Below are 25,292 nucleotides of genomic sequence, written 5' to 3' on the forward strand. Positions count from 1 at the left end.
GGACAGGGGGAGGAGACACAGCCATGTCTGAGCCGGTACTGGCCGCGCGCGCGCTGTCAAAGTCGTTCGGGCCGAACGACGTTCTGAAGGGAATTGAATTCGAAGTTCATGCGGGCGCGTCCGTGGCGCTCTGCGGCGAGAACGGCGCAGGAAAGTCGACCCTCATCAAGTTGCTGACGGGCCTTTATCATCCCACGTCCGGTCACGTCGAATTCGCCGGAGAACAGCAAGACTGGTCGAGCCCGAGAGCGAGCCTCGATGCGGGGATCGCTGTGGTGCATCAGGAGTTTTCCACGATCGGAGCGCTGAGTGTTGCTGAGAACATTTTTCTCGATGCAGAACCTCTGACACGGCTTGGGCTGATCGACCGGAAAGCGCTGGTTATTCGAACGGAGGCGCTGCTGGAGAAGCTCGGGATCCACCTGTCCGCCAGATCTCTCGTCGACGATCTGAGCGTCGGCGACAAGCAAATGGTCGAAATCGCAAAAGCGCTTCGATCGGACGCCAGGGTGCTCATACTGGACGAGCCAACGGCGGTCCTGTCTCAGAACGAAACCCGGCATCTCTTCAAGATCATCAGCGAGTTGCGGGGGCGGGGTCTCGGCATCGTCTACGTGTCGCACCGCCTGGACGAGATTTTCGAGATCTGCACCGACATCACCGTCATCAAGGATGGCGTGGTCACGTCCCGGGGACCGGTCGCTGACTACACTCATGACACGGTCATCGCCGCAATGGTCGGGCGCGAACTGGGCAACCTGTTCCCGGAAAAGCCATCCGCCGCTGAAACCGGAGCCCCGATGCTCGAGGTCAGGGACCTCGTTGTTGCAGAGGACCTGCCTCCGGTGAGCTTCGAGGTGAGAGCAGGGGAAATTCTCGGATTGGCCGGATTGGTGGGGTCCGGACGAACAGAACTTGCACTTGCCATTTATGGTGCGGAACCCGCAAGGGGAACCGTCCTGATAGAAGGCGAGCCGCTGGACTACCGGTCTCCCTCCAACAGCATCGATGCCGGCATTCTCATGCTTACGGAAAGCCGGAAGGATGACGGGCTGTTCCTCAACAGTTCCGTTGCGCGAAATTTCGCGGCGACCACGCCCGGACACGGCGTTCATCCGGCGCGCGTTGCCATCGGCCACGAAGAGGCCCGGGCGTGCGTCATGAAGGAACGCTTCGGCGTTGTAGTCGATAATGTCGGACTGCCGATTTCCGCGCTTTCGGGAGGCAATCAGCAAAAGGTCCTGATCGCGCGTCTTCTGGAAAATCGGCCGAAGGTGCTCATTCTCGACGAGCCGACACGCGGGGTCGATGTCGGAGCCAAGTCCGAGATTTACAAGATGCTCCGGCATCTGGCCGATGAAGGCATGGCGATCCTCGCGATCTCATCGGAACTCATAGAGATCGTCGGGCTTTGCGACAGGGTCTTCGTCATGCGCGACGGGGAACTGGCCGCCGAACTGATGTCCCAGGAGATCTCGGAGGAAGCGATCATGAGTGTCGCGGCCGCTGAAACCTCGAGCCACCACGGAGTAGCCTCCAATGGATGACGTATTGCGCATGACGCGCGCGCAACCGGTGCATCTGGTTGTGCTGGCTCTCATCGGTCTTGTTGTCCTTGTCGGAATGTACAGTTCGGACCGGTTCGCGACGCCGCTCAATTTCGCCAATGTCCAGGACCAGATGGTTGCCCTGGCACTGGTCGCCCTCGCGCAGACCATCGTCATTTTATCCGGCGGGATCGACCTGTCCTATGCAGGAGCGCTTGGCCTTCTGACGGTCGTATTCGCCTCGATCGCAGGGGAAGATCCCGCCAGTTTCGCGGCGGCAATCGCCGTCGTACTCAGCCTTGGTGTGTTCATCGGCGCGGTCAATGGCGGGATCGTCACTTTCGTGGGTATCCATCCGCTGATCGTGACCCTTGGAACCTCGACCATCCTGTCAGGCCTGGCGCTCCTGATCACGCGGCAGCCGACCGGGTCGGTTCCCCTGTTCTTCGAAGATCTTGTCTACGGGCGCATCGGCATGGTCCCCTACGGCACCATCTTTACGCTGGTTCTTTATCTTCTGGCCGGATTCCTGCTCTGGAAAACACGTCTTGGCCTCAGGATTTATGCCATCGGCGACAATGAACAGGCGGCATCGATTTCAGGTGTCCCGGTCAAGTCGACCAAGCTGATCGTCTACGCGCTTTCCGGATTTCTGGCTGCGGTGACAGCCATCTATATCTGCGGCCGTTTCGGCGTGGGTGACCCCAGGGCGGGCGTCGGGTTTGACCTGAAGTCGATCACGCCCGTGATCGTCGGCGGGACGCTGCTGGCCGGCGGCCGCGGGGGCGTGCTGGGCACCCTGCTTGCAGTGATTGTTCTGGCACTGCTCGCCAACGTCCTGAATTTCATGAACGTTTCCAGCTTCTACCAGTGGATCGCGGAAGGACTGATTATCATCGCCGCTGTCTCCATCTTCGTCGGGAGAAAAAGCAAATGAGCATGACAGCCCTCTTGGGAAAAAATAGCGGCACGGTCAGGGCACAACAGAATCGCGAACTGCTCCTGCTCACCGGCTTCCTGGTGGTTATCTGGGCAGTGACGACAGCCCTGTCGCCAAGGTTCCTGAGCCCGGCGAACCTCAGCGATATCCTGCTTCAGGCGGCGCCGCTCGGCTTCGTGGTGATCGGGCAGATGATCGTGATCATCGTGCGCGGGCTGGATCTGTCGGTCGCGTCCATCATGGCCACCGTAGCGGTGCTGTCCATCGGTCTGAATGATAACACCGTCGTCATTTTTGCCGTCGGCATCCTGCTCGGGGCGCTTATTGGGGGTATCAACGGGTATCTCGTCGCATATCGCGGCGTGACACCCTTTCTGGCGACGCTTGCCACGATGATCGTGCTGCAGGGCGTCCGGTTTGCCTATACCGGGGGTGCGCCTGGCGGTACCTTGCCGGAAACCATCCGGTGGCTTGCAACGGGAGACATATTCGGGATCCCGGTTGCACTGATCCTTCTGGCCTGCGTTGCCTTCGCCGCGCACTGGCTCCTGGAATACACGGTCTACGGCCGGCGCCTGAAACTCTACGGCGACAACCCCGACGCGGCCTATATGACGGGCGCCCCGACCCGGTTGCTCGTGGTCAGCGCCTTCATGATTTCGGGCGTTCTCGCCGGGCTGGCCGGACTTGTTCTCGTCGGGTATGTCGGGATCGTCGACAACTGGACCGGGCGCGGCTATGAGCTCGACAGCATTGCGGCAGCCGTGATCGGCGGCGCGGCGCTCAGCGGCGGCAAGGGAAGTGTCCCGGGTGTTCTGCTGGCGACCCTCGTGCTTGTCTCACTGTTCAATATCGTTGTCATTCTCGGCCTGTCGATCGAGTTGCAACTCGTGATCAAGGGGAGTTTGATCTTGCTGGCGGCGGCTGTTTACATGCGGCGGTCACGACGTTGAAACGAGGTTGAGGGCGCAACCGTGCCAACCGGCGAAACTCCAAGATCCAACCTCATCCGAATTGCCCGGATCCTGGGCTGTTTCGACCATCGGAACAGCCCGAGGCCGACGCATGAGATTCTGAGCGAAGTCGGCATGAGCCGGTCGACCGGATTCGGGCTGCTGAGGGCCCTGACCCTGCGGGGCTGGCTTGAGCGGGTCGATCACGGGTCGCTCAGGCTCGGACCAAAGGCCGCCGGCCTTGCCTACGTGCCGCTCGAGGCCGTTGAAAATGCTCTGTCGCGCAGCACCGCAGCGCTGCCGCTGGACAGTTCGGCGGCGGATTCCCATCATGCCGTGACCGAATGGGATGCGCGCCTTTTCGAAACCGTGTCGACGGATGTTTACAAAAGAGCGGCTCCGTTCCGCATCGGCTTTGCGAACGCGTCGCTCTCCAACGAGTGGCGCAGGGCGATGTTTGACAGCATGCGCTATGCGGAACGTCTTCATGCGGATCGGTTCGAAGCTTTTCTGGTCCGGGAGGCCGGTGATGACGCGCAGATACAGATTGACCAGATAGACGAACTTGTCGAAAGCGGACTTGATCTGCTTCTTGTCAGTACGACCAACGCCCATTCTCCTTTACTGGACCGCAAACTGAAGGACGTGGCGGATGCCGGGCTTCCGGTTGTCGCGGTCGACAGACGTCCGCGCGATCCGTCTTCGCTGGTCTCTTTCGTGACGGCCTCAGACCGGCGCATCGGGCGCATCAGCGCCTTGTGGCTGGCGGAAAGGCTGAGGGGTGCCGGCCGTATCTGGATGTTATCCGGGCTGGAGGGCGCAAGCCCGGCGATGCGGCGGCAGTCGGCAGCGTTTTCCGGATTTGCGGAGTTCCCAGGCATTCGGATCGAGGCGGTCACCTATACCGATTGGACCGAAGAAGGTGGGCGCAAGGCCATTCAGCGCCTGTTCGACCAGGGGGCCGATGCCCCGGACGGCATCTGGTGCGACAGCGGGCTGCAAGGTGTCGGATCGCTGAAGTTCTTTATCGAAAACGAGCTTGCAGTCCCTGCTCATACCGGCGGGGACCTGAACCAGATGTACAAGCTGGCGCTCTATCACAAGGTCCCCTTCGTTGCCCTGGACTACCCGGCGGCAATGGGTGCCAGGGTTGTCGAGGTGGCGCTGGACATCCTTTCCGGCAAATCCGTACCGCGCCGGGTGGAAGTGCCGGTTCCCATCGTGCTTCCGCGTGGTATGGAGACGGCGAGCGTCCGCGCCGATACCTGGGCGGAGCGGCATGTGGGATGGGACCTGCCCGGAACGGCAATCCTGTCCCAGGGTCCGAGCCTGCGCGGACTGCGGTCGGATAGTGTCAACAAGCAAGGGTCGCAGCATGGATAAGGCCGATACGCCTTATGACAAGGCAATCGACATCTTCGAAGGACTGCTCGAGCAACCGCTTCAGAAGACAGTCTCCGGACCTCTTCCGCTTGCCCGCGCGGTGGGACTGGCCACGACATCGGGATACAGGGCCGTCGCGATCGCGGAGAGTGAGGGTCTCCTGAGCCGGTCGACCGAAGGGGCCTATTTGCGCGGGCCCTCGACGCTGACGGCCGGACTGTCCGCGCTTGGCTTCGGCGAATTCGCGCTCGTTGCCGAGCCCGTGCTCATCCGGCTGCGGCAATCGACCCGTCTGACAGCCTTCCTTGGCGTACTGAGCGATGGAACATGCGCAATCGGTCCGTTTTCCAGCGGGCGCGGCACCACCTTCGTGACCCCGCGACGGCACTACAGTCTTCCGACGGCGCCTTCCTTCGATCCCGATCGGCTTGCGGAGATTGCCCTTGCGCACCAGTTCGAAGCCGTTGCGGCACAGCGCGCCGTGATCTCAACCGTCTCGGAACGCCAGAACCGGCAGTGCGTATTGGGCGTTCTGCTTCCCGGCGCCCGGGAAGGGACAGGAAACGAACTGCGTTCGGAGTTGGCCAAGGCGGCAGATCTTCTATGTTCGCACGCGGAGAAACCTGAATGAACGACCTGGATGAGCGCAACCGATGGAACCCGCAGTTCCGGTTCTCCGATGTTCTGGAGGATTTCGACGACTGGCTTCGATGGCGGGACGCCGCAAGCCGGACCGCAGAGCGATCGCTGTCCTTCGAACGGGCCGCCTACGGCGCACATGAGCGGCAGTGGGTCGAAACGACGGTATGCGGCCCGGCTGAAAGCCGTGTTGTCCCGGTTTTCATTCACGGAGGTTACTGGCGCAGCCTAAGCGCGGAAGATCATCGGTGCGTACTGACCGGCCTGTCTGTCCTTGGAAACCGATGTGCGAATATCGAATACCGGCTGATGCCCGAATTCCGCTTGAACGACCTTGTCGGCGATGCGGCAGCCGCTCTCGGCAGGCTCGCAACGCTCTATCCCGATGACACGCGGTTCCTGCTTACCGGACACTCCGCCGGTGCGCACCTGGCGGTGAGTACCGCGCTTGAAACCGGACTGGGCGACCGGATTGCAGGTGTCGTGGCAATCAGTGGTGTCTACGACCTTGTTCCCGTCGCCAAGTCTTTCCTGCAGGACGAAATCGGGCTGACCGATGAGGAAATCCGCACGCACAGTCTGATCGGTGCTTCGATCGACGCGCCGCTCCTTTGCGTTGTCGGTGGCAATGAGACAGACGAGTTTAAGAGGCAGTCCCTTGCCATGGCCGAAAGCGCCGGAGCGGGGCATCTCGTTGTGCGCGGTGCGCACCACCTCAGCATCCTCAGTGATCTGAATTCGCAAAAAAGCCCCTTGATTGATGCGCTGGGCGTCTGGTTAATGAGCTCCAGCCATCCTGCAGAAGTGGACACGATATCATCATGACCTCTCAACTGAACCTGCCGGGCGACGGGATCTTCGTATTCCGGGTCTGGCGGCCGGACCTGTCCGGTCCCAGTCTTTGCGTATTGCGCGGCGACACGCTGATCGACATTACCTGCGCGGCGGTGCCCACGATGCGGGACTTGCTTGAGCTCGAGGACCCTGCCGGCTGGGTCTCGGATGCGGATGGGGTCGCGATCGGCACCATGGACGAAATCGCTGCAAATTCAGTCGAGAACCCTAATCCGTCGCGCCCCTGGCTGCTCGCCCCGGCCGATCTTCAGGCGATCAAGGCCTGCGGCGTTACTTTCGCGTTTTCGATGCTGGAGCGCGTGATCGAGGAACAGGCAAAGGGTGACCCGGCAAAAGCGGAGACAATTCGTGAGCGTTGCCACGCGATCATCGGAGACAGCCTCAGGTCCGTCACTCCGGGATCCGAAAAGGCGGCGCAGCTCAAGGAAGCGCTGATCGCCGAGGATGTCTGGTCGCAGTATCTGGAAGTCGGCATCGGACCGGACGCGGAGGTGTTCACCAAGGCACAGCCCACCTCTGCGGTCGGCTATGGGGCGTCTGTCGGTCTGCATCCGGTGTCCAACTGGAACAATCCGGAGCCGGAAGTGGTTCTTGCCGTTGACAGTTCCGGAGCGGTCAAGGGGGCGACGCTTGGCAACGACGTCAATCTTCGCGACGTGGAAGGGCGGTCCGCGCTTTTGCTGGGCAAGGCCAAGGACAACAATGCGTCCACGTCGATCGGTCCCGGGATCCGTCTCTTCGATGACACCTTCTCGATCGATGACGTGCGCCGGCTTGAATTGGCTCTGACCGTGTCGGGAACGGATGGATTCGAGCTGTCAGGGCACTCCGCCATGACAGAAATCAGCCGGGACCCGCTGGACCTCGTCGGACAGACGCGCGGGCGGCATCACCAGTATCCCGATGGCTTTCTCCTGTTCCTGGGCACGCTTTTCGCGCCGACCGAGGACCGAGATGCGCCCGGTGAAGGGTTCACGCACAAGCTTGGCGACATCGTCAGTATTTCATGCGCGCAGCTTGGAACGCTGCGCAACACCGTCCGGCTCTCCACCGAGTGCCCGGAGTGGACATTCGGGACAAGCGCACTCATGCGCAATCTGTCGAAACGCAATCTAATCTAAGGGACAAGCGGGATGCTAACGGGCAAGAATCTGATCAACGGGGAATGGGTCGCAGGCGAAGCGACGTTTCAGTCGCAGCCGGCTAATGGCGCTCCAAACAGTTTTTCCGAGGCCTCCGTTGACGATGTCGACCGGGCTTGCCGCGCTGCGGACGAGGCCTTCGAAATTTTCAGCACGACAACGGATCAGGAGCGGGCCGCTTTCCTGAACAAGATCGCGGACGAAATCGAGGCGCGTGGAGCGGCGCTCACCGAAATTGGCGGTCAGGAAACGGCTTTGCCTGCCGCCCGTCTCGAGGGCGAGCGCGGCCGCACGACCGGCCAGTTGCGGCTGTTCGCAAACACGATCCTGAAGGGCGATTATCTGGACAGGCGTCACGATGGCGCGTTGCCGGATCGCCAGCCCCTGCCGAGGCCGGAACTGTTCCTGGTGCAGAGACCGATCGGTCCGGTCGCCGTTTTCGGCGCCTCCAACTTCCCCCTGGCCTTCTCGACGGCGGGCGGTGACACGGCCTCGGCCTTCGCCGCCGGCTGCCCGATTGTCGTCAAGGGACACCCGGCTCACCCCGGGACGGGCGAACTGGTCGCCCAGGCAATCGACGCCGCGGTCAAGGCATGCGGTCTGCCGGCAGGGACATTCGGCTTTCTCCAGGGAACAACGCTTGCTCTCGGCCAGGGTGTCGTCCAGCATCCACTCATCAAGGCCGTTGGTTTTACCGGGTCACTCAGGGGCGGACGTGCGCTTTTCGATCTTTGCGCTGCGCGTCCGGAACCGATTCCGTTTTTCGGCGAACTCGGCAGCGTCAATCCGGTGTTCCTCCTGCCGGGTGCCATGGCGGCACGCGCGGAAGCGATCGGAGAGGGCTGGGCCGGGTCTCTTACCATGGGCGTTGGCCAGTTCTGCACCAATCCGGGCGTTGTTGTCGTTCACGCCGGGGAGCAGGCCGACAGCTTTGCGGACAGCGCCGTCAAGGCACTTGAGGCCGTTGGCGCACAGACCATGCTGACCGACGGGATCGCGAGCGCCTGCCGTGACGGACAAGGACGAATCGGTGCCGTTGCCGGTGTCGAAACACTGCTCGCTTCAGTGAGCGACAACCGGGGAGCCACGCCTGCCGTCTATCGGTCGAGCGCGGAGACCTTTGTCGGTAACCGGGATCTGCAGGAAGAGGTTTTCGGACCAGCCGGCGTGATCGTTACTGTCAGGGACGACGCGGAAATGCGGTCCGTTGCCCGCAGTTTCGAGGGCCAGCTTACGGCCACGCTGCAAATGGAAGAAAGCGACGTAGCCCTCGCAAAGTCGCTCATGCCGATCCTGGAACGCCGCGCGGGCCGCATTCTGGCGAACGGCTTCCCGACGGGTGTCGAGGTGGCCGAAGCGATGGTGCATGGCGGACCGTACCCGGCTTCGACGAATTTCGGCGCGACCTCCGTTGGCACCATGGCAATCCGTCGCTGGCTGCGGCCGGTCTGCTACCAGAACCTGCCGTCAGACTTGCTGCCTGACGCTGCCAAGGGTTGATGCTAAGCGCCGCCGGTGGTTCTCCGGCGGCGTCTTTTCGGGATCTAACCGCGTCCCACGAAGGGCATGTTCGTCGCCATTACGGTCAGCGTGAGAACATTGGCGTCAAGCGGCAGACTTGCCATGTACACGACCGCATCTGCGACGTGGACGGGGTTCATTGTCGGTTCCGGCGCGAGCTCGCCGTTCGCCTGCGGGACGCCTCCGCTCATTTTTGCCGTCATGTCGCTGGCGGCATTGCCGATATCGATCTGGCCGCAGGCGATATTGAAAGCGCGCCCATCGAGCGACGTTGACTTGGTCAGTCCGGTGATGGCGTGCTTGGTCGAGGTATAGGGTGCTGAATTCGGCCGGGGCGTCGTCGCCGAAATCGAGCCGTTGTTGATGATGCGTCCGCCGCCCGGTTCCTGCGCCTTCATAAGCTTGAACGCCTGTTGCGTGCACAGGAACGCGCCCGTCAGGTTCGCTGCGACCACGTTGCTCCATTCCTCGAAGCTGATCTCCTCCAGCGGAACAGGGGAGTTTCCAATGCCGGCATTGTTGACGAGAAGGTCCAGTCGTCCGAAATCGGCGCGCAGCTTCTCGAACAATGCACTGACCGATCCGGGATCGCCGACGTCACATGTCATCCAGGAAACCTTGTTTCCGGTCTCGCGTTCCAGTTCCTCTGCCGCAGACGCCAGAACCTGTTCGCGCCGGCCCGTGATGACAACATGCCAGCCCGCGGCGCTGAGGCCCTTCGAGACAGCCTTGCCGACGCCGGTGCCGCCGCCGGTTACAAGTGCGATCCTGCCGGCGGTGCTCGTTGAAGTATCGGTCATCGGATTACGCCTTCCAGTTCGTCTTCAATGTGGATCTTGATAATGTCGTCGAAGCTCGTTTCCGCCTTGAAGCCAAGGCCCGTGGCCCGCCGGGCATCGAAGTTCCTTGGCCATCCGGCGACGATCTTCCTGATGTCCTGATTTGGTTCACGGCGGATCAGGTTCGCTGCCTTTTCACCCGCGACCCGGCGCAGGGCTTCGATCTGTTCACCGACGAGCGCCGACAGTCCCGGCATGGTCAGGTTGCGCCGAGCGCCCAGCACGGAGGTGTCGAGAGAGGCTGCGTGCGCGCAGAAGCCGACGGCGGCACGCGGGCTGGCAAACCAGTGGCGGACGTCTTCTTCAACGGGCAACACGGCTTCTTCGCCGACAAGCGGCTCGCGCAGGATGTTGGAGAAAAAGCCGGAGGCAGCCAGGTTCGGTTTTCCGGGCCGGATGCAGATCGTCGGGAGACGGATGCCGATCCCGTCAAGAAACCCCTTGCGGGAATAATCGGCCAGAAGCAGTTCGCAGATCGCCTTTTGCGTTCCATAGCTCGTCAGGGGTGTTGTAAAGAAGTCATCGCTGATCCTGTCGGGAAACGGTTCGCCAAAGACGGCAATCGAGGAAGCAAAGACGAAACGCGGGCAATAGGGTTCCTGCGCCCCCTGACTGCGGATGGCTTCCAAAAGGTAGCGCGTGCCATCCATGTTGATGGCGTAGCCCTTGTCGAATTCGACTTCCGCTTCGCCTGAAACGATGGCGGCCAGGTGGAAGACGAGATCGGGCCTTCCGGCAATGAGTGAGACAGCGTCTTCCTGCCTGGCAAGGTCTACCGTCCGGGTGGCCGATACAGCATGCAGCGGCGCCGGAACCGGCGGTTCAATGACGTCAGCCAGTGTCAGGCTTTCAACCTCGGCCCCGAACAGGGCCGGGTTTTCGGCAAGTTTTGCGACAAGTTTCCGTCCCACCATGCCGGCTGCGCCGGTCACAAGTACACGCATCTTCCTCAGTGCTCCTCCAATGGTGCCTTGCGAAGCAGTCGCTGCAAAACACATCAATTGCCTGTTCGGGAAAACCGCTTTGTTCAAAGCTGACTGCTTTTACCAAGTTGCCGCCGTCAATTCCAACTTTCTGTGCGCGGCGTTTCTCAGGAGGCGGCGTGCACGTTCGATTGGTGCGGTCATGCCTGCGCAGGCCGCCATGGTCCGGCGATAGCCTGTCGCGTGTTTCAGCTCGCGGTCAATCCCGCAAGGCTGCCGTCGTACGCAGCCCTTCGCGCAGCGCGTGAAACAGGGACCTGCCGTAGGACCGTCCGGCAAACAGGCGGTAGTGCCTGTCCGTTTCCAGGCAGAGGATGAAGCAGCCGATGTGTTCGATGACAGTTCTGAGGGCGGAGCCTACGGAGAGCGCATCTGCGTCCGCGTGCATCAGGCGCTCGAAGACGCGCGGCAGTTCCGGTCCGGTCACATCGAGACAGATCCAGCCGTCGTTCTGTTCCGTGACCGACGCACTGCCTCCCAATTCCGTTTTCAGCTCCGTTGCCAGATGCTCGTGGGTTTCGTGATCTGCCGCGATCATCCACTGGTGCCTGCCGATCCAGAAGACGGTGTGTTCGGTTCCCCGGAGAAACGCTCCGGGCGGGGGCATCTCCGTTCCGAATGTCCTGGCGAGGTTCGCGGCGACGCCGGCCTCGCTCCCGCTCCTGGCCGCGACGGATGCGAGCGCGAGCATCGGCACCACTTCCAGCGTATAGTCCTTGATGCTGAAACGGGTTTCGCCCGTATCCGAGCCGGGGACGGATTGGGTCAGTCGATAGTCAGGCACGCAGACGCTCTCCTTCCGGGTCAATGAAGTGGGGGCTCACGACCTGAGCCCTGACCGTCATGCCTTCAATGGGGTTCGCGATGACGACTTCTTCCCCGTGGCGCGCATCGCCCCGTTCAAGGAACGCCAGGGCGATCGGTTTTTCAACATGCGGAGAGTAGCAGGCCGAGGTCACCCAGCCCTGATCCGTATCGGGACCGTGATGTGCGCCTTCCCTGAAAAGATGCGCGCCCGCCGGGATGGTGGTTTCCCTATCGGACGCGATCAGGCCAACAAGACGCAGACCGTCTTCATCGGAAAGACCCTCACGCCTGGACAGAACGGTGCCGATGCTGTCCTTCTTTTGAGACACCATACGGCCGAGCCCGAGATGCGCGGCCGAGGTCTGGCCGTTCAGTTCATTGGCCGTCGCGTGACCCTTTTCGATCCGAAGCACTCCAAGGGCCTCCGTGCCATAGGGCGTGACGCCGAACTCCTCGCCGGCTTTCATCAGGACCCGCATGAGGCTGTCGCCGTATCGGGCCGGAACGGCAATCTCGTAGGCAAGTTCGCCGGAGAATGAGATTCTGAACAGGCGTGCCCTGACGCCGCCGCAGATCGTGAGTTCCGAGCAGGCCATGAATGGAAAGGCCTCGTTGGAGATGTCGAAGTCCGCGCCGATAACCCTGGAAAGCAGCTTCCGGGAATTCGGGCCGGCCACGGCGTACTGCGCCCAGGCTTCGGTGGTTGATATCAGCTGGACGTCGAGCTGGGGATACAGGCATTGCCGCACGAATTCCATGTGGCGATAGACGCCGACGGCGTTTGCCGTTGTCGTCGTGACAACAAAATGATCGTCTGCAAGGCGTGTTGCAGTGCCATCATCCATCGCCAGGCCGTCTTCGCGCAGCATCAATCCGTAGCGCACCTTGCCGACGGGCAGTTTTGCAAAACCGTTGCAATAGACCTTGTTCAGGAAGGTGGCCGCGTCGCGTCCCTGAACATCCACTTTCCCGAGGGTGGTTACATCACAGACGCCGACGGATCTTCGCACCGCCAGCACTTCCCGATCAACGCTTTCGCGCCAGTGGGTCTCGCCGTTGCGCGGAAACCATTGCGCCCGCAGCCACAGGCCTGCCTCGGTGAAGACGGCGCCCTGCTCTTTGGCCCAGTCGTGACTTGGCGTATAGCGCACCGGCCGGAAGTGTTTGCCTTTGGACCGGCCCGCCAGCGCGCCGAGCGCGACAGGCGTATAAGGCGGGCGGAAGATCGTCGTGCCGGTTTCCTCAATGGTCTTCCCGGTCAGTTCCGCCATCAGGGCAAGGCCGGTGACATTGGCCGTTTTGCCCTGGTCCGTGGCCATGCCGAGCGTGGTGTAGCGCTTCAGGTGCTCCACAGACCGGAAGCCTTCCTGGTGCGATAACCGGATATCCTTGACCGTCACATCGTTCTGGAAATCGATCCAGGCCCGCCCCTTGCCCTCGCCCGTGTGCCAGAAGGCGGTAATGGACGCCGGACTGTCGTCGCATGTTGGAACATCAAACCGGGCGGTCTTGAGGCCCAGGGCGTCAAGCGCTTTTGCCGCAACTTCCGCGCCCTCCCGAAACGCATCAGCCGTGGCGAATGCGCCATTGGCGGCTCCTGCGACCTGCATGCCGGACGGGAGCGTATCCGGGGGCGCGAATGCGGTAATCTCCGGGTTCCAGACAGGGCGGCCGCGTTTGTGCGAGGTCAGGGAAACGGCCGGGTTCCAGCCGCCGGAAACGCCAAGGGCGCCGCAGGCGAGCGTCCGGGTGGTTCCGTCCGCGAGGCGGATCGTGATTTCGGACAAAGCCCGCCGCCCGGATGTATCAATCACCTTCGCCCCGGCCAGCAGGTCGTAGTCGCCGAGCCGTGGTGCGTCCTGCCGGACATCGATGACAGCCGCGACGTCGAGGCCTCGCGCGAGCAGGTCCCGTGCCGTCCGGTGGCCGTCGTCGTTGTTGGTGAAAATTGCGGTCTGCCTGTCGGCAGCAACCGCCCACCGGTTGGCATAGGCCCTGATGGCTCCGGCAAGCATGATGCCGGGCCTGTCATTGTTGTCAAAGGCGATCGGGCGCTCGGTGGCACCCGCGCATAAGAGCATTTGTCTTGTGTAGATCCGCCACAGGGTTTGGCGCGGCAGAGCCTCGTCCGGAACGGCCAGGTGATCGCTTACCCTTTCCAGGGCGCCGTATATGCCGTGGTCGAACGCACCGAAAACGGTGGTCCGTTTCATCAGGCGGACGTTTTTCAGGCTTTGCAATTCGTCCCGTGCCGTCTTCAACCACGCGGATGCCGATTGCGCGTCAATCTCGTAGGTTTCCGTGTTCAGGCGGCCACCGAACTCGAAATCTTCGTCCGCCAGGATCACGCGTGCTCCGGAGCGGCCTGCCGTCAGTGCTGCCGCCAGGCCCGCGGGCCCCGCGCCCGCGATCAGGATGTCGCAATGCAGCCCACCCTTGTCATAGACGTCCGGGTCGGCTTCACCGCTGGCCGTGCCAAGTCCGGCCGCGCGCCGGATGACCGGTTCGTAGACATTCTCCCAGAACGCCTTCGGCCACATGAAGGTCTTGTAGTAGAACCCGGCTGTCAGAAAATTCGAGAACAGGTCGTTTATGCCCATCATGTCGAAGGCAAGGGATGGCCACCTGTTCTGGCTCTTGGCGACGAGACCATCGAAAAGTTCCGCCGTGGTCGCCCGCGTATTGGGTTCCCGGCGTGCACCCTCACGCAGTTCGACAAGCGCGTTCGGTTCTTCCGAACCGCTGGTCAGGATGCCGCGCGGGCGGTGATACTTGAAACTTCTGCCGACGAGCTTGACGTTGTTGGCCAGCAAGGCCGAGGCGAGGGTGTCGCCCTTGAAGCCGGTGTAGGTCCTGTCGTCAAACCGAAACGAGATCGGTGCGGTCAGGTCGAGCAGACCATCCTGGAGACGGTTGATCTGGTTCATCGCCGACCTGCCTTTGCCAGTGCGATGTCGCTCGCGAACTCGGCTGTCAGAATGTCATGTGTGGTCGTGTCCCGCGTGACGACAAGCCAGGAGCGGTCGCCCTGTTCGTGAAACCAGAGTTCACGATGGGCCCCGGCCGGGTTGTCGCGCAGATACTGGTAGATGAAAAAGGCAGCTTCCGCGTTTTCGGCCTGCCAGTCCGGCCGGTCCAGAAGCGAGGCATCGCCGAGATAGACAAATTCTTCAGCATCTCTCGGGCCGAGAAGCGGATGAGGAATGATCATGCTGGAAGGTCCTGAATTTTCTGCTTCCACAGGGCCCTGAGCTCTGCTTCGGAGGCCCCTTTTTCGTAGACCGGCGACATCAGCGGCCTGCATGCCGATACCTCGATCAAAACGACCGCGTTGAACAGGTCGGTCAGATCCGGCCAAAGCGCCGCGAAGTCAGGGAACAAGCGCTCGAAGGCCTCAGAGTTGCGATTTTCAACACGTGCGTTCCCGAGCAGGCGAATGCCTTTGCGTGACAGGATGTCGATAAAATTGATTTCCACTTCGGGCCGGACATGAATGTTCCGCACCGTGTTCGGTGACCGCATTTCCGCAAATCCGAGTGTGTGTTGATCGACCACGATAAACGTACCCTTCGGAGACAGGTTCACCTGTCCGTCGGCATCCGCGGTGGCGACAAATCCCAGCCGCCAGGTTTCGATCAAGGTGCGTGAAGCTTCCGTGATCACGTCGTCTCTCCCTGTCTCAATGGAGGTTCGGCTGGGCACCGGCCCCTCTTTCATCAATCATCAGGCCTTTTTCGAACCGGTCGAACCGGAATGCTGACGCGCATTCATGCGGCTGGTCCGTCGCCAGGAGATGCGCGAAGGTAAATCCAGAGGCGGGTGTTGCCTTGAAGCCGCCGTAGCACCAGCCGCCGTTGAAATAGAGGCCGTCAACAGACGTGCGATCGATGATCGGAGAGCCGTCCATGGACATGTCCATGATCCCGCCCCACTGGCGCAGCAGGCGCACCCGTCCGATCATCGGCAGGATCGCCATGCCACCCTCGCAGACATCCTCGACGACGGGAAGATTGCCGCGCTGGGCATAGGAATTGTAGCCGTCGATGTCACCGCCGAAGACAAGCCCGCCCTTGTCGGACTGGCTGACATAGAAATGGCCCGCGCCGAACGTGATAACGCCCGGGATCAGCGGCTTCAGGCCCTCCGAGACAAAGGCCTGCAGCACGTGGCTTTCGATTGGAAGGCGAACACCGGCATGCGCCATGACGCGCCCGGAAGAGCCAGCGACCGCAACACCGACCTTTTGCGCGCCGATGAACCCGCGCGTTGTGTCTAAACCGGTGACCTTGCCGGCCTCGATCCGGAAGCCCGTGACCTCGCAATTCTGGATGATGTCTACCCCGTGCCGGTCTGCCGAGCGGGCGTAGCCCCAGGCAACGGCGTCATGACGGACCGTTCCGCCGCCGCGATGCATGAGAGCGCCCTTGATCGGAAACCGGGCATTGTCGAAATCGAGGAACGGTGCCTCGCGCCGGACCGCGTCGGCATCCAGCAGTTCCGCGTCCGTACCGTGCAGGATCATCACGTTTCCGCGCCGCCGGTAGGCGTCTCGCTGCCCGTCGGTGTGAAACAGGTTCATGATGCCGCGCTGGCTGACCATGGCATTGTAGTTAAGGTCCTGCTCCAGGCCTTCCCAGAGATCCAGCGACAACCTGTAGAAGCGCTCGTTGCCCGGAAGCAGGTAGTTGGCGCGGATGATGGTGGTGTTCCGGCCGACATTCCCGCCGCCGATCCAGCCTTTTTCCAGGACGGCGATGCGGGTCTTCCTGTGGACCTTGGCAAGATAGTGCGCTGTTGCGAGGCCGTGTCCGCCACCGCCGACGATGACGATATCATAGCCGGATTGCGGGCTCGGATCGCGCCAGGCAGGCTTCCAGCCCTTGTGACCCGTCAGCGCCTCCCGAATGACCCTGAAACCTGAATACGGCACCGTTTCCTCGCTTTCATTTCCGCAAAGTGTGCCGGAATTTGAAAACCAAATTCTCGCAAAAATGTCATATTCTCTTTCCTAAATGACAAGATCAATGACTTCTCAAGGAAAAGAAAATGATTGCCGGGTCCGAGAAAACGATCGGCTTTGTTCTGATCGACGGTTACGCGCTGATGCCGGCGACTTCCGCGATAGAACCCTTGCGGGCGGCGAACTTTTTGAGCGGCAGAAGCCTTTACCGTACCCGCCTTTTTTCCGGCGACGGGGGCTGGATCGCATCGTCCTGTGGCGGCGCGTTTGAAACCGAGCCGCTGTCAAACGCGACCGGCGAACTCGATATTCTGTTTGTTGTCGCCGGCGGTGATCCGCTGGCACAGGCCGGCAGCGCGCTGTTTTCGCATCTCAGGGCGCTGGGCGTTCGCGGTGTTCCGCTTGGAGGGATTTCCGGCGGCGCTGTTCATCTGGCCAAGGCCGGCGTAATGCAAAACCGGCGCTTCACGGTCCATTGGGAATATTTCGAGGAACTGCAGGCCCTGAGCGACCAATTTCTCATGGAACGGCGGCTGTTCGTGATCGACCGGGACCGCTACACCTGTGCGGGCGGGGTCGCGCCGCTAGACATGATGCACGCCATTATCCGCTCCGAACACGGTGCAGAGCTTGCCCAGTCCGTCAGCGACTGGTTCATTCACACCGGTATTCGAAGCGCAGATGAGCCGCAACGCCTGGAATTCGCCGACAGCAGGCAATCGTTTCATCGCAGCGTCAGTACCGCGGTCGAACTGATGGAAACACATATCGCCGATCCGCTCTCCCTGGAGCAGATCGCCATGCTCAGCGGCAGCGGGACGCGCCAGCTGCAACGCCGGTTCGACCAGCAGTTCGGATGCCCGATGATGCAGGTCTACATGCGGCTGAGGCTGAAGAAGGCGGACGAGCTTATCCGGAAAACCCGGCTGACATTCATGGAGGTGGCGCTTGCCACCGGCTTTTCCAACCAGAGCCATTTCGGGAAGGTGTTCCGGACCAGTTTCGGCACCACACCGCGTGAGCGCCGCAAGCAGGCCGCCACCGAGTTCATCAGCGAAGTGAAACCGTCAGGCTGAACACGGCTGACCGGACGCCGGTCGGTTCCGATGCCAAGACAGACGCCGGAGCCGCGCGGCTTCCTTCAAATATCCAGCGTGTTCTGCCGCTCCCACTCGGTCAGATGCGATGCATAGGACGTCCACTCGTTCTGCTTCAGCTTGAGATAGGCAGCCGAGAAGTCTTCGCCCATTGCCGCCTTCAGGACCGTGTCGCTGTCGTAGGCGCGCAGCGCATCGAGCAGGTTGAGTGGCAGCCGTGGGGCGTCCTTGACCAGATGTCCCTCCGCATACATGTCGATGTCGTAGCGTTGGCCCGGGTCTGACTTGTTTTCCAGTCCGTTGAGACCTGCCGCAATCACGACGGCCTGAAGCAGATAGGGGTTGGCGGCTCCGTCCGGCAGGCGCAATTCGAACCGTCCGGGGCCGGGCACGCGAACCATGTGCGTGCGGTTGTTGCCGGTCCAGGTGATCGTGTTCGGCGCCCATGTGGCGCCCGACGTGGTGCGCGGCGCGTTGATCCGCTTGTAGGAATTCACCACCGGGTTGGTGATTGCAGCGAGGCTTTCCGCATGTGCCATGATGCCGCCGAGGAAGTGCAGGCCGTTGGTGGAAAGGCCAAGCTCCATGGCCTCATCGGCAAAGGCGTTGGTAGTTCCGTCGGCGTTCCAGACCGAAACATGGCAATGGCAGCCGTTGCCGGTCAGGTGCTTGAACGGTTTCGGCATGAAGGTCGCGCGAAGCCCGTGTTTCTCGGCGACCGATTTCACCATGAACTTGAAAAAGGAATGCTTGTCTGCCGTCCTCAGAGTGTCATCGAACTCCCAGTTCATTTCGAATTGGCCATTGGCGTCTTCGTGATCGTTCTGATAGGGACCCCAGCCGAGTTCCAGCATGTAGTCGCAGATCTCCGATATGACGTCGTATCGGCGCATGACGGCCTGCTGGTCGTAACAGGGTTTTTCCGCCGTATCGAGAGGATCGGAGATTTCCGACCCGTCCGGCAGGATCAAAAAGTATTCCGCCTCTACGCCGGTCTTGACCCTGAGGCCAAGGGTTTCGGCTCTCGCAACCAGACGCTTGAGCGTGTTGCGGGGGGCCTGTTCGACGTCCGCATCGTCCATGACGCAATCCGCCGCGACCCAGGCGACATCTTTCTTCCAGGGCAGCTGGATGACCGAGGATGCATCGGGGATCGCGAACAGGTCCGAATTCGCCGGCGTCATGTCCAGCCAAGTCGCAAATCCCGCAAAGCCCGCGCCTTCCGCCTGCATGTCCGCGATCGCCGCAGCGGGAACCAGCTTGGCACGCTGATAGCCGAAGAGGTCGGTAAAGGAGATCATGAAGTACTTGACCCCCTTCTCGTTGGCAAACTGAGATAGATCGATGCTCATGGATACTCCTCGTTCCCACTTGGAAAGGTGTATTTTCTTGTAGTCTAGAAGGTCTTCTTGCCCGGGATCCAGTCAGTTCCGGCCAGCGGGACGCCCGCCATCGCTGCCGATTCGATTGTCAGGGCGCACAGGTCCTCAGGCTCCAGGTTATGGACATGGTTCTTGCCGCATGCGCGTGCGATTGTCTGGGCTTCCAGGGTCATCACTTTGAGATAATTGGCGAGACGCCGACCCGCAGCGACCGGATCGACCCGCTTCATGAGGTCCGGATCCTGGGTGGAAATGCCAGCCGGGTCCTGGCCCTCATGCCAGTCGTCATAGGCGCCTGCCGTCGTGCCGAGCTTTTGATAGTCTTCTTCCCAGCGCGGGTCATTGTCCCCGATCGCCACGAGGGCGGCCGAACCGATGGAGATCGCGTCCGCGCCGAGCGCAAGCGCCTTGGCCACGTCCGCGCCGTTGCGGATGCCGCCGGAAATGACCAATTGCACTTCCCGGTGCATGCCCAGATCCTGCAGCGCCTGGACCGCCGGCCGGATGCAGGCGAGCGTCGGCTGGCCGACGTGTTCGATGAAGACTTCCTGGGTGGCCGCCGTTCCGCCCTGCATACCGTCCAGAACGACAACATCCGCCCCGGCTTTTACGGCAAGCGCCGTGTCGTAATAGGGTCGCGCACCGCCGATCTTCACGTAGATCGGTTTCTGCCAGTCAGTGATTTCGCGCAGCTCGTGGATCTTGATTTCCAGATCGTCCGGTCCGGTCCAGTCCGGATGCCGGCAGGCCGAACGCTGGTCAATCCCCTTGGGAAGAGTCCGCATCTCGGCCACCCGGTCGGAGATTTTCTGCCCCAGAAGCATGCCGCCGCCGCCGGGCTTCGCGCCCTGGCCGACAACGACCTCGATCGCATCCGCACGCCTGAGATCACGCGGGTTCATGCCGTATCTCGAGGGCAGGTACTGGTAGACAAGCAGTTCGGAATGCCCGCGCTCTTCTTCGGTCATGCCGCCATCGCCGGTCGTCGTGGACGTTCCGGCAAGCGTCGCGCCGCGCCCCAGGGCTTCCTTTGCCGGTCCGGACAGCGAGCCGAAGCTCATGCCCGCGATCGTGATCGGGATCTTGAGCTCGATCGGTTTCCTGGCGAAACGCGACCCGAGCACGACGTTGGTGTCACAGGTCTCGCGGTAGCCTTCCAGAGGATAGCGCGACATGGACGCACCCAGAAACAGAAGGTCGTCGAAATGCGGAACCTTCCGCTTGGCGCCGCCGCCGCGGATGTCGTAGATCCCGGTGGCCGCCGCGCGGCGGATCTCTGATAAGGTGTAGTCGTCAAAAGTTGCGGACGGGCGCGGGGTCGTGATCGGCTTGTTCGTTGACATGGTTGGCCCCTCAGTATGCGTCCGCATTGTCGATGTCGAAATTGTAGAGCGTGCGGGCAGAACCGTAGCGCGTGAATTCCTCCGCTTTGACGTCGCTGATGCCCGCCTTTTCAAGAAGCGTGGTCAGGTGTTTCAGGTGTTCGGGCCGCATCTCCTTGGCGATGCAGTCGGCACCCAGGCTCTTGACGGAACCGCGCACGAACAAAGATGCCTCATAAAGCGAATCTCCAAGCGCGTCGCCGGCATCGCCCAGCACCACAAGATTGCCCGCCTGCGCCATGAATGCGGACATGTGGCCGATACTGCCCTTCACGACAATGTCGATGCCTTTCATGGAAATTCCGCAGCGCGAGGACGCATTGCCCTCAACGACGAGAAGGCCACCATGCCCGGTGGCGCCCGCATACTGGCTGGCGTCGCCTTTGACGATTACCGTTCCCGACATCATGTTCTCGGCAACGCCCGGTCCGGCGTTCCCGTGGACGGTCACGGTGGCTTCGGAATTCATCCCGGCACAGTAGTAGCCGACGCTTCCGCGTACATCGACATTGACCGGTGCATCGATGCCAACGGCGACAGCGTGGCTGCCACGCGGATTGAGAACTTCAAACGCAGTCTCGTTGCTGCCGCCATCAATGGTGTGCAGCGCCTGGTTCAGCTCGCGAAGCGGTTGGGCAGAGAGATCGAAGGTGCGCACGCTTAATGCTCCCAGAAATAGACTGTTGCCGGTTCAGGTTCCCAGATCCTGGCGGCCTCGATCCCCGGCAGGTCGGCAAGCGCGCAGTATTCGGAGCCAAAGGCCACATATTGATCGGTCTCTGCCATCACGGCAGGCTTGCAGGCAATCGGGTCCCGGACGACACCGAAGCCGGACCGCGTTCCGACGACGAATGTGTAGAAACCGTCCAGATCGCTCAGGCCGCTTTCCAGAGCGTCGCCGAGCGAGCTGCCGTTCTCGAGTTTGTGCGACAGGTAGGCGGCTGCGACTTCGCTGTCGTTTTCGGTCTCGAAGGTCTGTCCTGCCCGGATGAGTTCGCGGCGCAGGTTGTTGTGGTTGGACAGGGAGCCATTGTGCACCAGGCACTGGTCCGGGCCAGTCGAGAACGGGTGCGCACCATTCGTGGTGACGGCTGATTCCGTGGCCATTCGGGTGTGGCCGATGCCGTGGCTTCCCGACATTCCGGCAATGTCGAACCGGTCGGCCACGTCTTTCGGCAAGCCGACTTCCTTGAAGATCTCGACATTCGAACCGGCGCTCATGATGGTGACATCGGGCCGAAGCTTTTTCACGGCGGTCCGCGCTTCTGGCACCTTGTTCTCAGGAAGCTTGATCACCGCGTGGGTGGATTTGACCTCGACCTCGACATCCGTTCCAAGCGCTTCGGAAAGATCCGTCTTCAGCGCTTCAAAGTCGGCTTCAGGAGCCTGGGACTGAATCGTGATCTTGCCCCGGTCGTCTATACCGTGAGTATAGATGGCGATCCCGGCGCTGTCCGGGCCGCGCCCCGTCATCGTGACGAGCATCTCCGACAAGAGCCGCCCCAAATCCGGCTCGAGTGACTTGTCCTTCAGAAACAATCCAACAATGCCGCACATTGCGTGCAAAACCTCCGTTTCGAATTTGGTCGGACGTTATCAGGCCGTCGGAGGTGATTCAACTATGAAGAATAAATTTTTCCTGAAAGGAATATTTGATGGAGTTCCGCATCCCGGTGCGGAGCGTCACGTGGTTTTCTGCGGATAGGAGATGACGGCCAGGTAGCGGATCGGAAGGTCGACCAGAACTTCTGGTCCATGCGGGGCATCGGCGTCAAAGAACAGGCTGTCGCCTGCTTCCATTTCGTAGGTTGAGTCTCCGTGGCGATAGATGACCTTGCCCTCGAGCATGTAGATCAGTTCCGTGCCCAGATGCTGAAAGGCCGGAAACACATCCGATTCTTCCGTCAGGCTGATGACATACGGCTCGACGATGACACCGCTGGTGTTGCTCTCGATATGCCCCAGGAGATTATACTGGTGCCCGGCCCTGGTGCCCCGGCGTTCGATTTCAACACCTTCTCCCGACTTGACGAAAACGGCGTTGCGCGGTTCCTCGTAGCGTTTGAAGAGATCGGTGATCGGGATGCCCAAAGCGCCTGAAACCGACTGCAGCGTGGACAGCGAGGGCGAAATCATGCCGTTCTCGAGTTTCGACAGCATGCCCACCGACAGGCCGGTTGCCGATGCAAGATCCGCAACCGTTATGCCAAGCTGCTTGCGGTGTTCGCGGACTTCCCGCCCGATGGCGAGTTCAAGCTTCTTTTCCCGTATCTCGCTCACCTGGTGCGGGTTCTGCGTGAGACCCATCTGCGCAGCCTTTGGTGCCGTGGCCGGTTTGTCGGCCGTCGTCTTCCCGGATTTGCCGTTGGTCTTCATTTCAAGATTGTTCTTTCCGAGAGCGGATGAGCAGCAGGAAACCGTTGCAGATTCACGCTGTGCCTTAACCCTGCCCGAAGGCATCGGCCAGCGCGATCTGTGAACCTTCCGACCGGCGAAAGATCCATAGATACAGGTATCGGGACGTGCTCTGTCAAGGCTTCTGTCGTGCCTGCCGACCGGGGGGTGTCCCGTCAGTCGGTTGGTGAAGACCAGGAGATCGGCTCGTCGCACAAATAGGGCGCAGGACCTTGTGCCGCCGGCCGTTCGCCATTGACCCGCAAGGGTGACAACAGGGTGCTGAAGCTCTCGCCGCCGCGCCGGGTTTCGCCGACCATGCCGAGTTTCTGGAGGATTCCGGAATTGACCAACTCGTGCCAATCCATGACGGGCGCGGCCCAGAGGCCCGCATGGTCCATCTTGTCCAGCCATGCCCTGGTCGTTTTCGTGACCAGTTGATCTGCAAGCATGCGTGCAATGATGTCGCGATCCTCGAACGGGTTGAGGTCTTCAAGAGACGCACAGAGCCCAACGCACTGAAAAAGGTCCTGAAGGTTGTTCATGGCGATTGCCACATGACCGTCGGCAGTCTGATAGACGCCGTAAGGGGCGGCGAGATAGGCATGGGCGGGGTTGTTGCGCGGCCGGGTCGGGGTCTGGCGCCCGTCATTCAGGAATGTGGACAACAACTCGAACTGCAAATCGGTGATCGCCTCGATCAGGCTGGTTTCGACAACCCCGCCTTCTCCGGTCATCCCGCGACGGACCAGAAGCGCCAGGATTCCCTGCGCAAGGGCTGCACCGGCCAGAACATCGGCGACAGGCAGGCCAATGGCGACAGGGCCGTGCTGTTCCGCGCCCGTCAGCCACATGACACCGCTGCGTGCCTGCGCGAGCAGGTCCTGACCGGGCAAGGCGGCCCAGTCATTGTCACTGCCATAACCGGAGATCGAACCGTAGACGATGCGCGGATTGCGTTCCATGACCGCCTGCGGACCAAAGCCGAGCCGCTCAATGACGCCGGGCCGGAAGTTCTGTACGACCACGTCGGCACCGTCTATCAGTTCCCAGACCTTCTCACGATCCGTTTCCGACTTGAGATCGAGGGAGAGAGACCGTTTGCCCCGGTTGATTGCGTGGAAGATCGTGCTTTCTCCGTCGATGAGGACATCGGAGACATAAAGATAGCGGGAGAGGTCGCCCTTGCCGCGGCGCTCGATCTTGATCACGTCTGCACCCAGATCGGCCAGGCGCAAGGTTGCATATGGGCCGGCCAGGAACTGGCTGAAATCGACGATCCTCAGGCCTTTCAACGGGGCGCTGTTCATGTCAGTCACCTGTCCGGAAGCTTGCGGCGAAGGCTATGTCGAGCGCCTTGATTGCGTCGTCGATATCGGTTTTGCCCGTCAAAGCCGTGTTGACGATCTCAGAGCCGTTCTGCTGAAAGGCCATGTAGCCGTCGTGCCGTGGTCTCAGCCAGGCGGCCTCGTGTGTCAATCTGGTGTTCCAGTAGGCGTTGAGAACCGGCTCGTTGACCTCGGCGCTCGCCCAGGCGACTGCATTGCCGGGTTGACCATTCGACTGCGCATAAATGCCGGACTGGCAGTCCGAGCCGGCAACCCAGGCGACGAACCGGCTGCAGAGCTCCGGTTGCGCCGTCCGGCTGGAGACGGCAAGACCGGTTCCGCCGAGCGCAGAGCCGACCGGACCGAAGTTCCCGAGCACCGGAATGTCGGTAAAGGCGAGGCGATGCGTGCGATAGTCCGCGTTCGCGTAGCCCTTGTAGAGATAAGTGAGAGGTGCCAGCCGCAGAGTTCCATCTTCCGCCAGCCGGTCCATCGCGGCGATCGGGTCCATCTTGAAGCAGTCCGGGTCGACATGATCAGTCACGGCCTTCAGTTCCGAAAAGACGGTCCTTGCGATGTCTCCCGGCAGCAGACGATCCCGCTCCGATCCGCAGGGATGGCCGATATTGGCTGCAAGCGTATAGACGCACATCAGACAGTGCGGTGGCCTCATGGGCAGGATGACGGCACCTTGCAACGCCGCTTCCTTCACGTCCGCCCAGGTTCTGGCGCGTCCGCCAAGATCAGGCCGGTGAGCCTGAACCTGCGTGGCGGCATCGACGGGCAAGGCCCATTGATGACCGTCAATCGTGTAACTCGCATAGCTTTTGCCAACGGTTTCATTGGCGATCGCTGTCAGGTTCTCTTCCGGTATGGACGCGTCAAGCGCGAGCAGGCAGCCCTCACGCGCAGCGGCACCCACATGGGGATGATCGATGATCATGAGGTCGTATTCGGCAGCGAGTTCATCCACCGGTGTGCTTTCAAATCCCTGCAGCGATCTCTTGTCCCAGGTGATCGAAACACCGGGATTCGCGGCTTCGAATTCGGCGGTTGCCGCGATCAGCGGGTCGTAGCCGCGGGGGTCCGACCATGTCATTCCTTTTAGGGTGATCGCGCCGGTCATGCCTTGTCTTTCCT

23 protein-coding genes are annotated in these 25,292 nt (G+C 61.4%); 9 read left to right on the forward strand and 14 right to left on the reverse strand.

Features of this window, described 5'->3' with window-relative positions; all coding sequences use genetic code 11:
• Positions 1-23: 23 nt before the first annotated feature.
• From RDA78_RS07660 to RDA78_RS07695, 8 genes are read left to right on the forward strand one after another with little or no spacing between them, the layout of a single operon-like run.
• Positions 24-1,547 carry a sugar ABC transporter ATP-binding protein gene (locus RDA78_RS07660; protein WP_434054735.1) on the forward strand — a complete coding sequence of 508 codons (1,524 nt, stop codon included), beginning with the start codon at positions 24-26 and terminating at the stop codon, positions 1,545-1,547.
• A complete protein-coding gene (locus RDA78_RS07665) occupies positions 1,540-2,484 on the forward strand; it encodes an ABC transporter permease (RefSeq protein ID WP_434054736.1) in 945 nt (314 codons plus the stop codon). Before RDA78_RS07660 ends, RDA78_RS07665 begins: the two co-directional genes overlap by 8 nt.
• Positions 2,481-3,440, forward strand: coding sequence for an ABC transporter permease (locus tag RDA78_RS07670; RefSeq protein ID WP_434054737.1), 960 nt, complete (start codon positions 2,481-2,483; stop codon positions 3,438-3,440). Before RDA78_RS07665 ends, RDA78_RS07670 begins: the two co-directional genes overlap by 4 nt.
• Before the next feature lie 21 nt (positions 3,441-3,461).
• Complete coding sequence (locus RDA78_RS07675; RefSeq protein ID WP_434054738.1) at positions 3,462-4,823, forward strand: substrate-binding domain-containing protein; 1,362 nt, start codon at positions 3,462-3,464, stop codon at positions 4,821-4,823.
• Complete coding sequence (locus tag RDA78_RS07680; protein WP_434054739.1) at positions 4,816-5,454, forward strand: hypothetical protein; 639 nt, start codon at positions 4,816-4,818, stop codon at positions 5,452-5,454. Before RDA78_RS07675 ends, RDA78_RS07680 begins: the two co-directional genes overlap by 8 nt.
• On the forward strand, positions 5,451-6,287 hold the full coding sequence (locus tag RDA78_RS07685) for an alpha/beta hydrolase (protein WP_434054740.1): 837 nt from the start codon (positions 5,451-5,453) through the stop codon (positions 6,285-6,287). Before RDA78_RS07680 ends, RDA78_RS07685 begins: the two co-directional genes overlap by 4 nt.
• On the forward strand, positions 6,284-7,438 hold the full coding sequence (locus RDA78_RS07690) for a fumarylacetoacetate hydrolase family protein (protein WP_434054741.1): 1,155 nt from the start codon (positions 6,284-6,286) through the stop codon (positions 7,436-7,438). The genes RDA78_RS07685 and RDA78_RS07690 overlap by 4 nt, the downstream gene beginning before the upstream one ends.
• A gap of 12 nt (positions 7,439-7,450) precedes the next feature.
• Positions 7,451-8,959, forward strand: a complete 1,509-nt coding sequence (locus tag RDA78_RS07695; RefSeq protein ID WP_434054742.1) for an aldehyde dehydrogenase (NADP(+)) — start codon at positions 7,451-7,453, stop codon at positions 8,957-8,959.
• Between the two features lie 44 nt (positions 8,960-9,003).
• On the opposite strand, the gene RDA78_RS07700 is transcribed toward RDA78_RS07695, so the two are convergent.
• The 7 genes from RDA78_RS07700 to RDA78_RS07730 form a co-directional block, all read right to left on the reverse strand.
• The gene (locus RDA78_RS07700; RefSeq protein WP_434054743.1) at positions 9,004-9,780 is read right to left on the reverse strand and encodes an SDR family oxidoreductase; all 777 of its coding nucleotides are present in this window, start codon (positions 9,778-9,780) and stop codon (positions 9,004-9,006) included.
• Positions 9,777-10,763, reverse strand: a complete 987-nt coding sequence (gene denD, locus RDA78_RS07705; protein ID WP_434054744.1) for a D-erythronate dehydrogenase — start codon at positions 10,761-10,763, stop codon at positions 9,777-9,779. Before denD ends, RDA78_RS07700 begins: the two co-directional genes overlap by 4 nt.
• Positions 10,764-11,001: 238 nt before the next feature.
• Positions 11,002-11,586: a sarcosine oxidase subunit gamma gene (locus RDA78_RS07710; RefSeq protein WP_434054745.1), complete on the reverse strand. Its 585-nt coding sequence runs from the start codon at positions 11,584-11,586 to the stop codon at positions 11,002-11,004.
• Positions 11,579-14,536, reverse strand: coding sequence for a sarcosine oxidase subunit alpha family protein (locus RDA78_RS07715; RefSeq protein WP_434054746.1), 2,958 nt, complete (start codon positions 14,534-14,536; stop codon positions 11,579-11,581). The genes RDA78_RS07710 and RDA78_RS07715 overlap by 8 nt, the downstream gene beginning before the upstream one ends.
• A complete protein-coding gene (locus RDA78_RS07720; RefSeq protein WP_434054747.1) occupies positions 14,533-14,820 on the reverse strand; it encodes a sarcosine oxidase subunit delta in 288 nt (95 codons plus the stop codon). Before RDA78_RS07720 ends, RDA78_RS07715 begins: the two co-directional genes overlap by 4 nt.
• Positions 14,817-15,272: a pyridoxamine 5'-phosphate oxidase family protein gene (locus RDA78_RS07725; protein WP_434054748.1), complete on the reverse strand. Its 456-nt coding sequence runs from the start codon at positions 15,270-15,272 to the stop codon at positions 14,817-14,819. The genes RDA78_RS07720 and RDA78_RS07725 overlap by 4 nt, the downstream gene beginning before the upstream one ends.
• A 16-nt stretch (positions 15,273-15,288) precedes the next feature.
• On the reverse strand, positions 15,289-16,539 hold the full coding sequence (locus RDA78_RS07730; RefSeq protein ID WP_434054749.1) for a sarcosine oxidase subunit beta family protein: 1,251 nt from the start codon (positions 16,537-16,539) through the stop codon (positions 15,289-15,291).
• 116 nt (positions 16,540-16,655) lie between these two features.
• Here RDA78_RS07730 and RDA78_RS07735 point away from each other — a divergent pair, with 116 nt between their 5' ends.
• The gene (locus RDA78_RS07735) at positions 16,656-17,645 is read left to right on the forward strand and encodes a GlxA family transcriptional regulator (protein WP_434054750.1); all 990 of its coding nucleotides are present in this window, start codon (positions 16,656-16,658) and stop codon (positions 17,643-17,645) included.
• Positions 17,646-17,710: 65 nt separating this feature from the next.
• Here the strand turns inward: RDA78_RS07735 and glnT are convergent, their stop codons facing one another.
• The 7 genes from glnT to RDA78_RS07770 all read right to left on the reverse strand — a co-directional run bounded on the left by glnT (position 17,711) and on the right by RDA78_RS07770 (position 25,278).
• The gene (glnT, locus tag RDA78_RS07740; RefSeq protein ID WP_434054751.1) at positions 17,711-19,018 is read right to left on the reverse strand and encodes a type III glutamate--ammonia ligase; all 1,308 of its coding nucleotides are present in this window, start codon (positions 19,016-19,018) and stop codon (positions 17,711-17,713) included.
• A 44-nt stretch (positions 19,019-19,062) separates the two neighbouring features.
• The gene (locus tag RDA78_RS07745) at positions 19,063-20,391 is read right to left on the reverse strand and encodes an FMN-binding glutamate synthase family protein (protein ID WP_434054752.1); all 1,329 of its coding nucleotides are present in this window, start codon (positions 20,389-20,391) and stop codon (positions 19,063-19,065) included.
• A 10-nt stretch (positions 20,392-20,401) separates the two neighbouring features.
• Positions 20,402-21,088, reverse strand: a complete 687-nt coding sequence (locus tag RDA78_RS07750) for a protein GlxC (protein WP_434054753.1) — start codon at positions 21,086-21,088, stop codon at positions 20,402-20,404.
• Between the two features lie 2 nt (positions 21,089-21,090).
• Entirely contained in the window at positions 21,091-21,987 is an 897-nt protein-coding gene (locus RDA78_RS07755) for a class II glutamine amidotransferase (protein WP_434054754.1), read from the reverse strand.
• Between the two features lie 126 nt (positions 21,988-22,113).
• Complete coding sequence (locus tag RDA78_RS07760; RefSeq protein ID WP_434054755.1) at positions 22,114-22,806, reverse strand: helix-turn-helix domain-containing protein; 693 nt, start codon at positions 22,804-22,806, stop codon at positions 22,114-22,116.
• Positions 22,807-23,000: 194 nt separating this feature from the next.
• Positions 23,001-24,143: a CaiB/BaiF CoA transferase family protein gene (locus tag RDA78_RS07765; protein ID WP_434054756.1), complete on the reverse strand. Its 1,143-nt coding sequence runs from the start codon at positions 24,141-24,143 to the stop codon at positions 23,001-23,003.
• Positions 24,136-25,278 (reverse strand): carbohydrate ABC transporter substrate-binding protein, encoded by a 1,143-nt coding sequence (locus tag RDA78_RS07770; protein ID WP_434054757.1) that lies wholly within the window; start codon positions 25,276-25,278, stop codon positions 24,136-24,138. The genes RDA78_RS07765 and RDA78_RS07770 overlap by 8 nt, the downstream gene beginning before the upstream one ends.
• Positions 25,279-25,292 lie beyond the last annotated feature (14 nt).

Origin of the sequence: Roseibium sp. (assembly GCF_051016195.1) — a bacterium.
Classification (GTDB): domain Bacteria; phylum Pseudomonadota; class Alphaproteobacteria; order Rhizobiales; family Stappiaceae; genus Roseibium.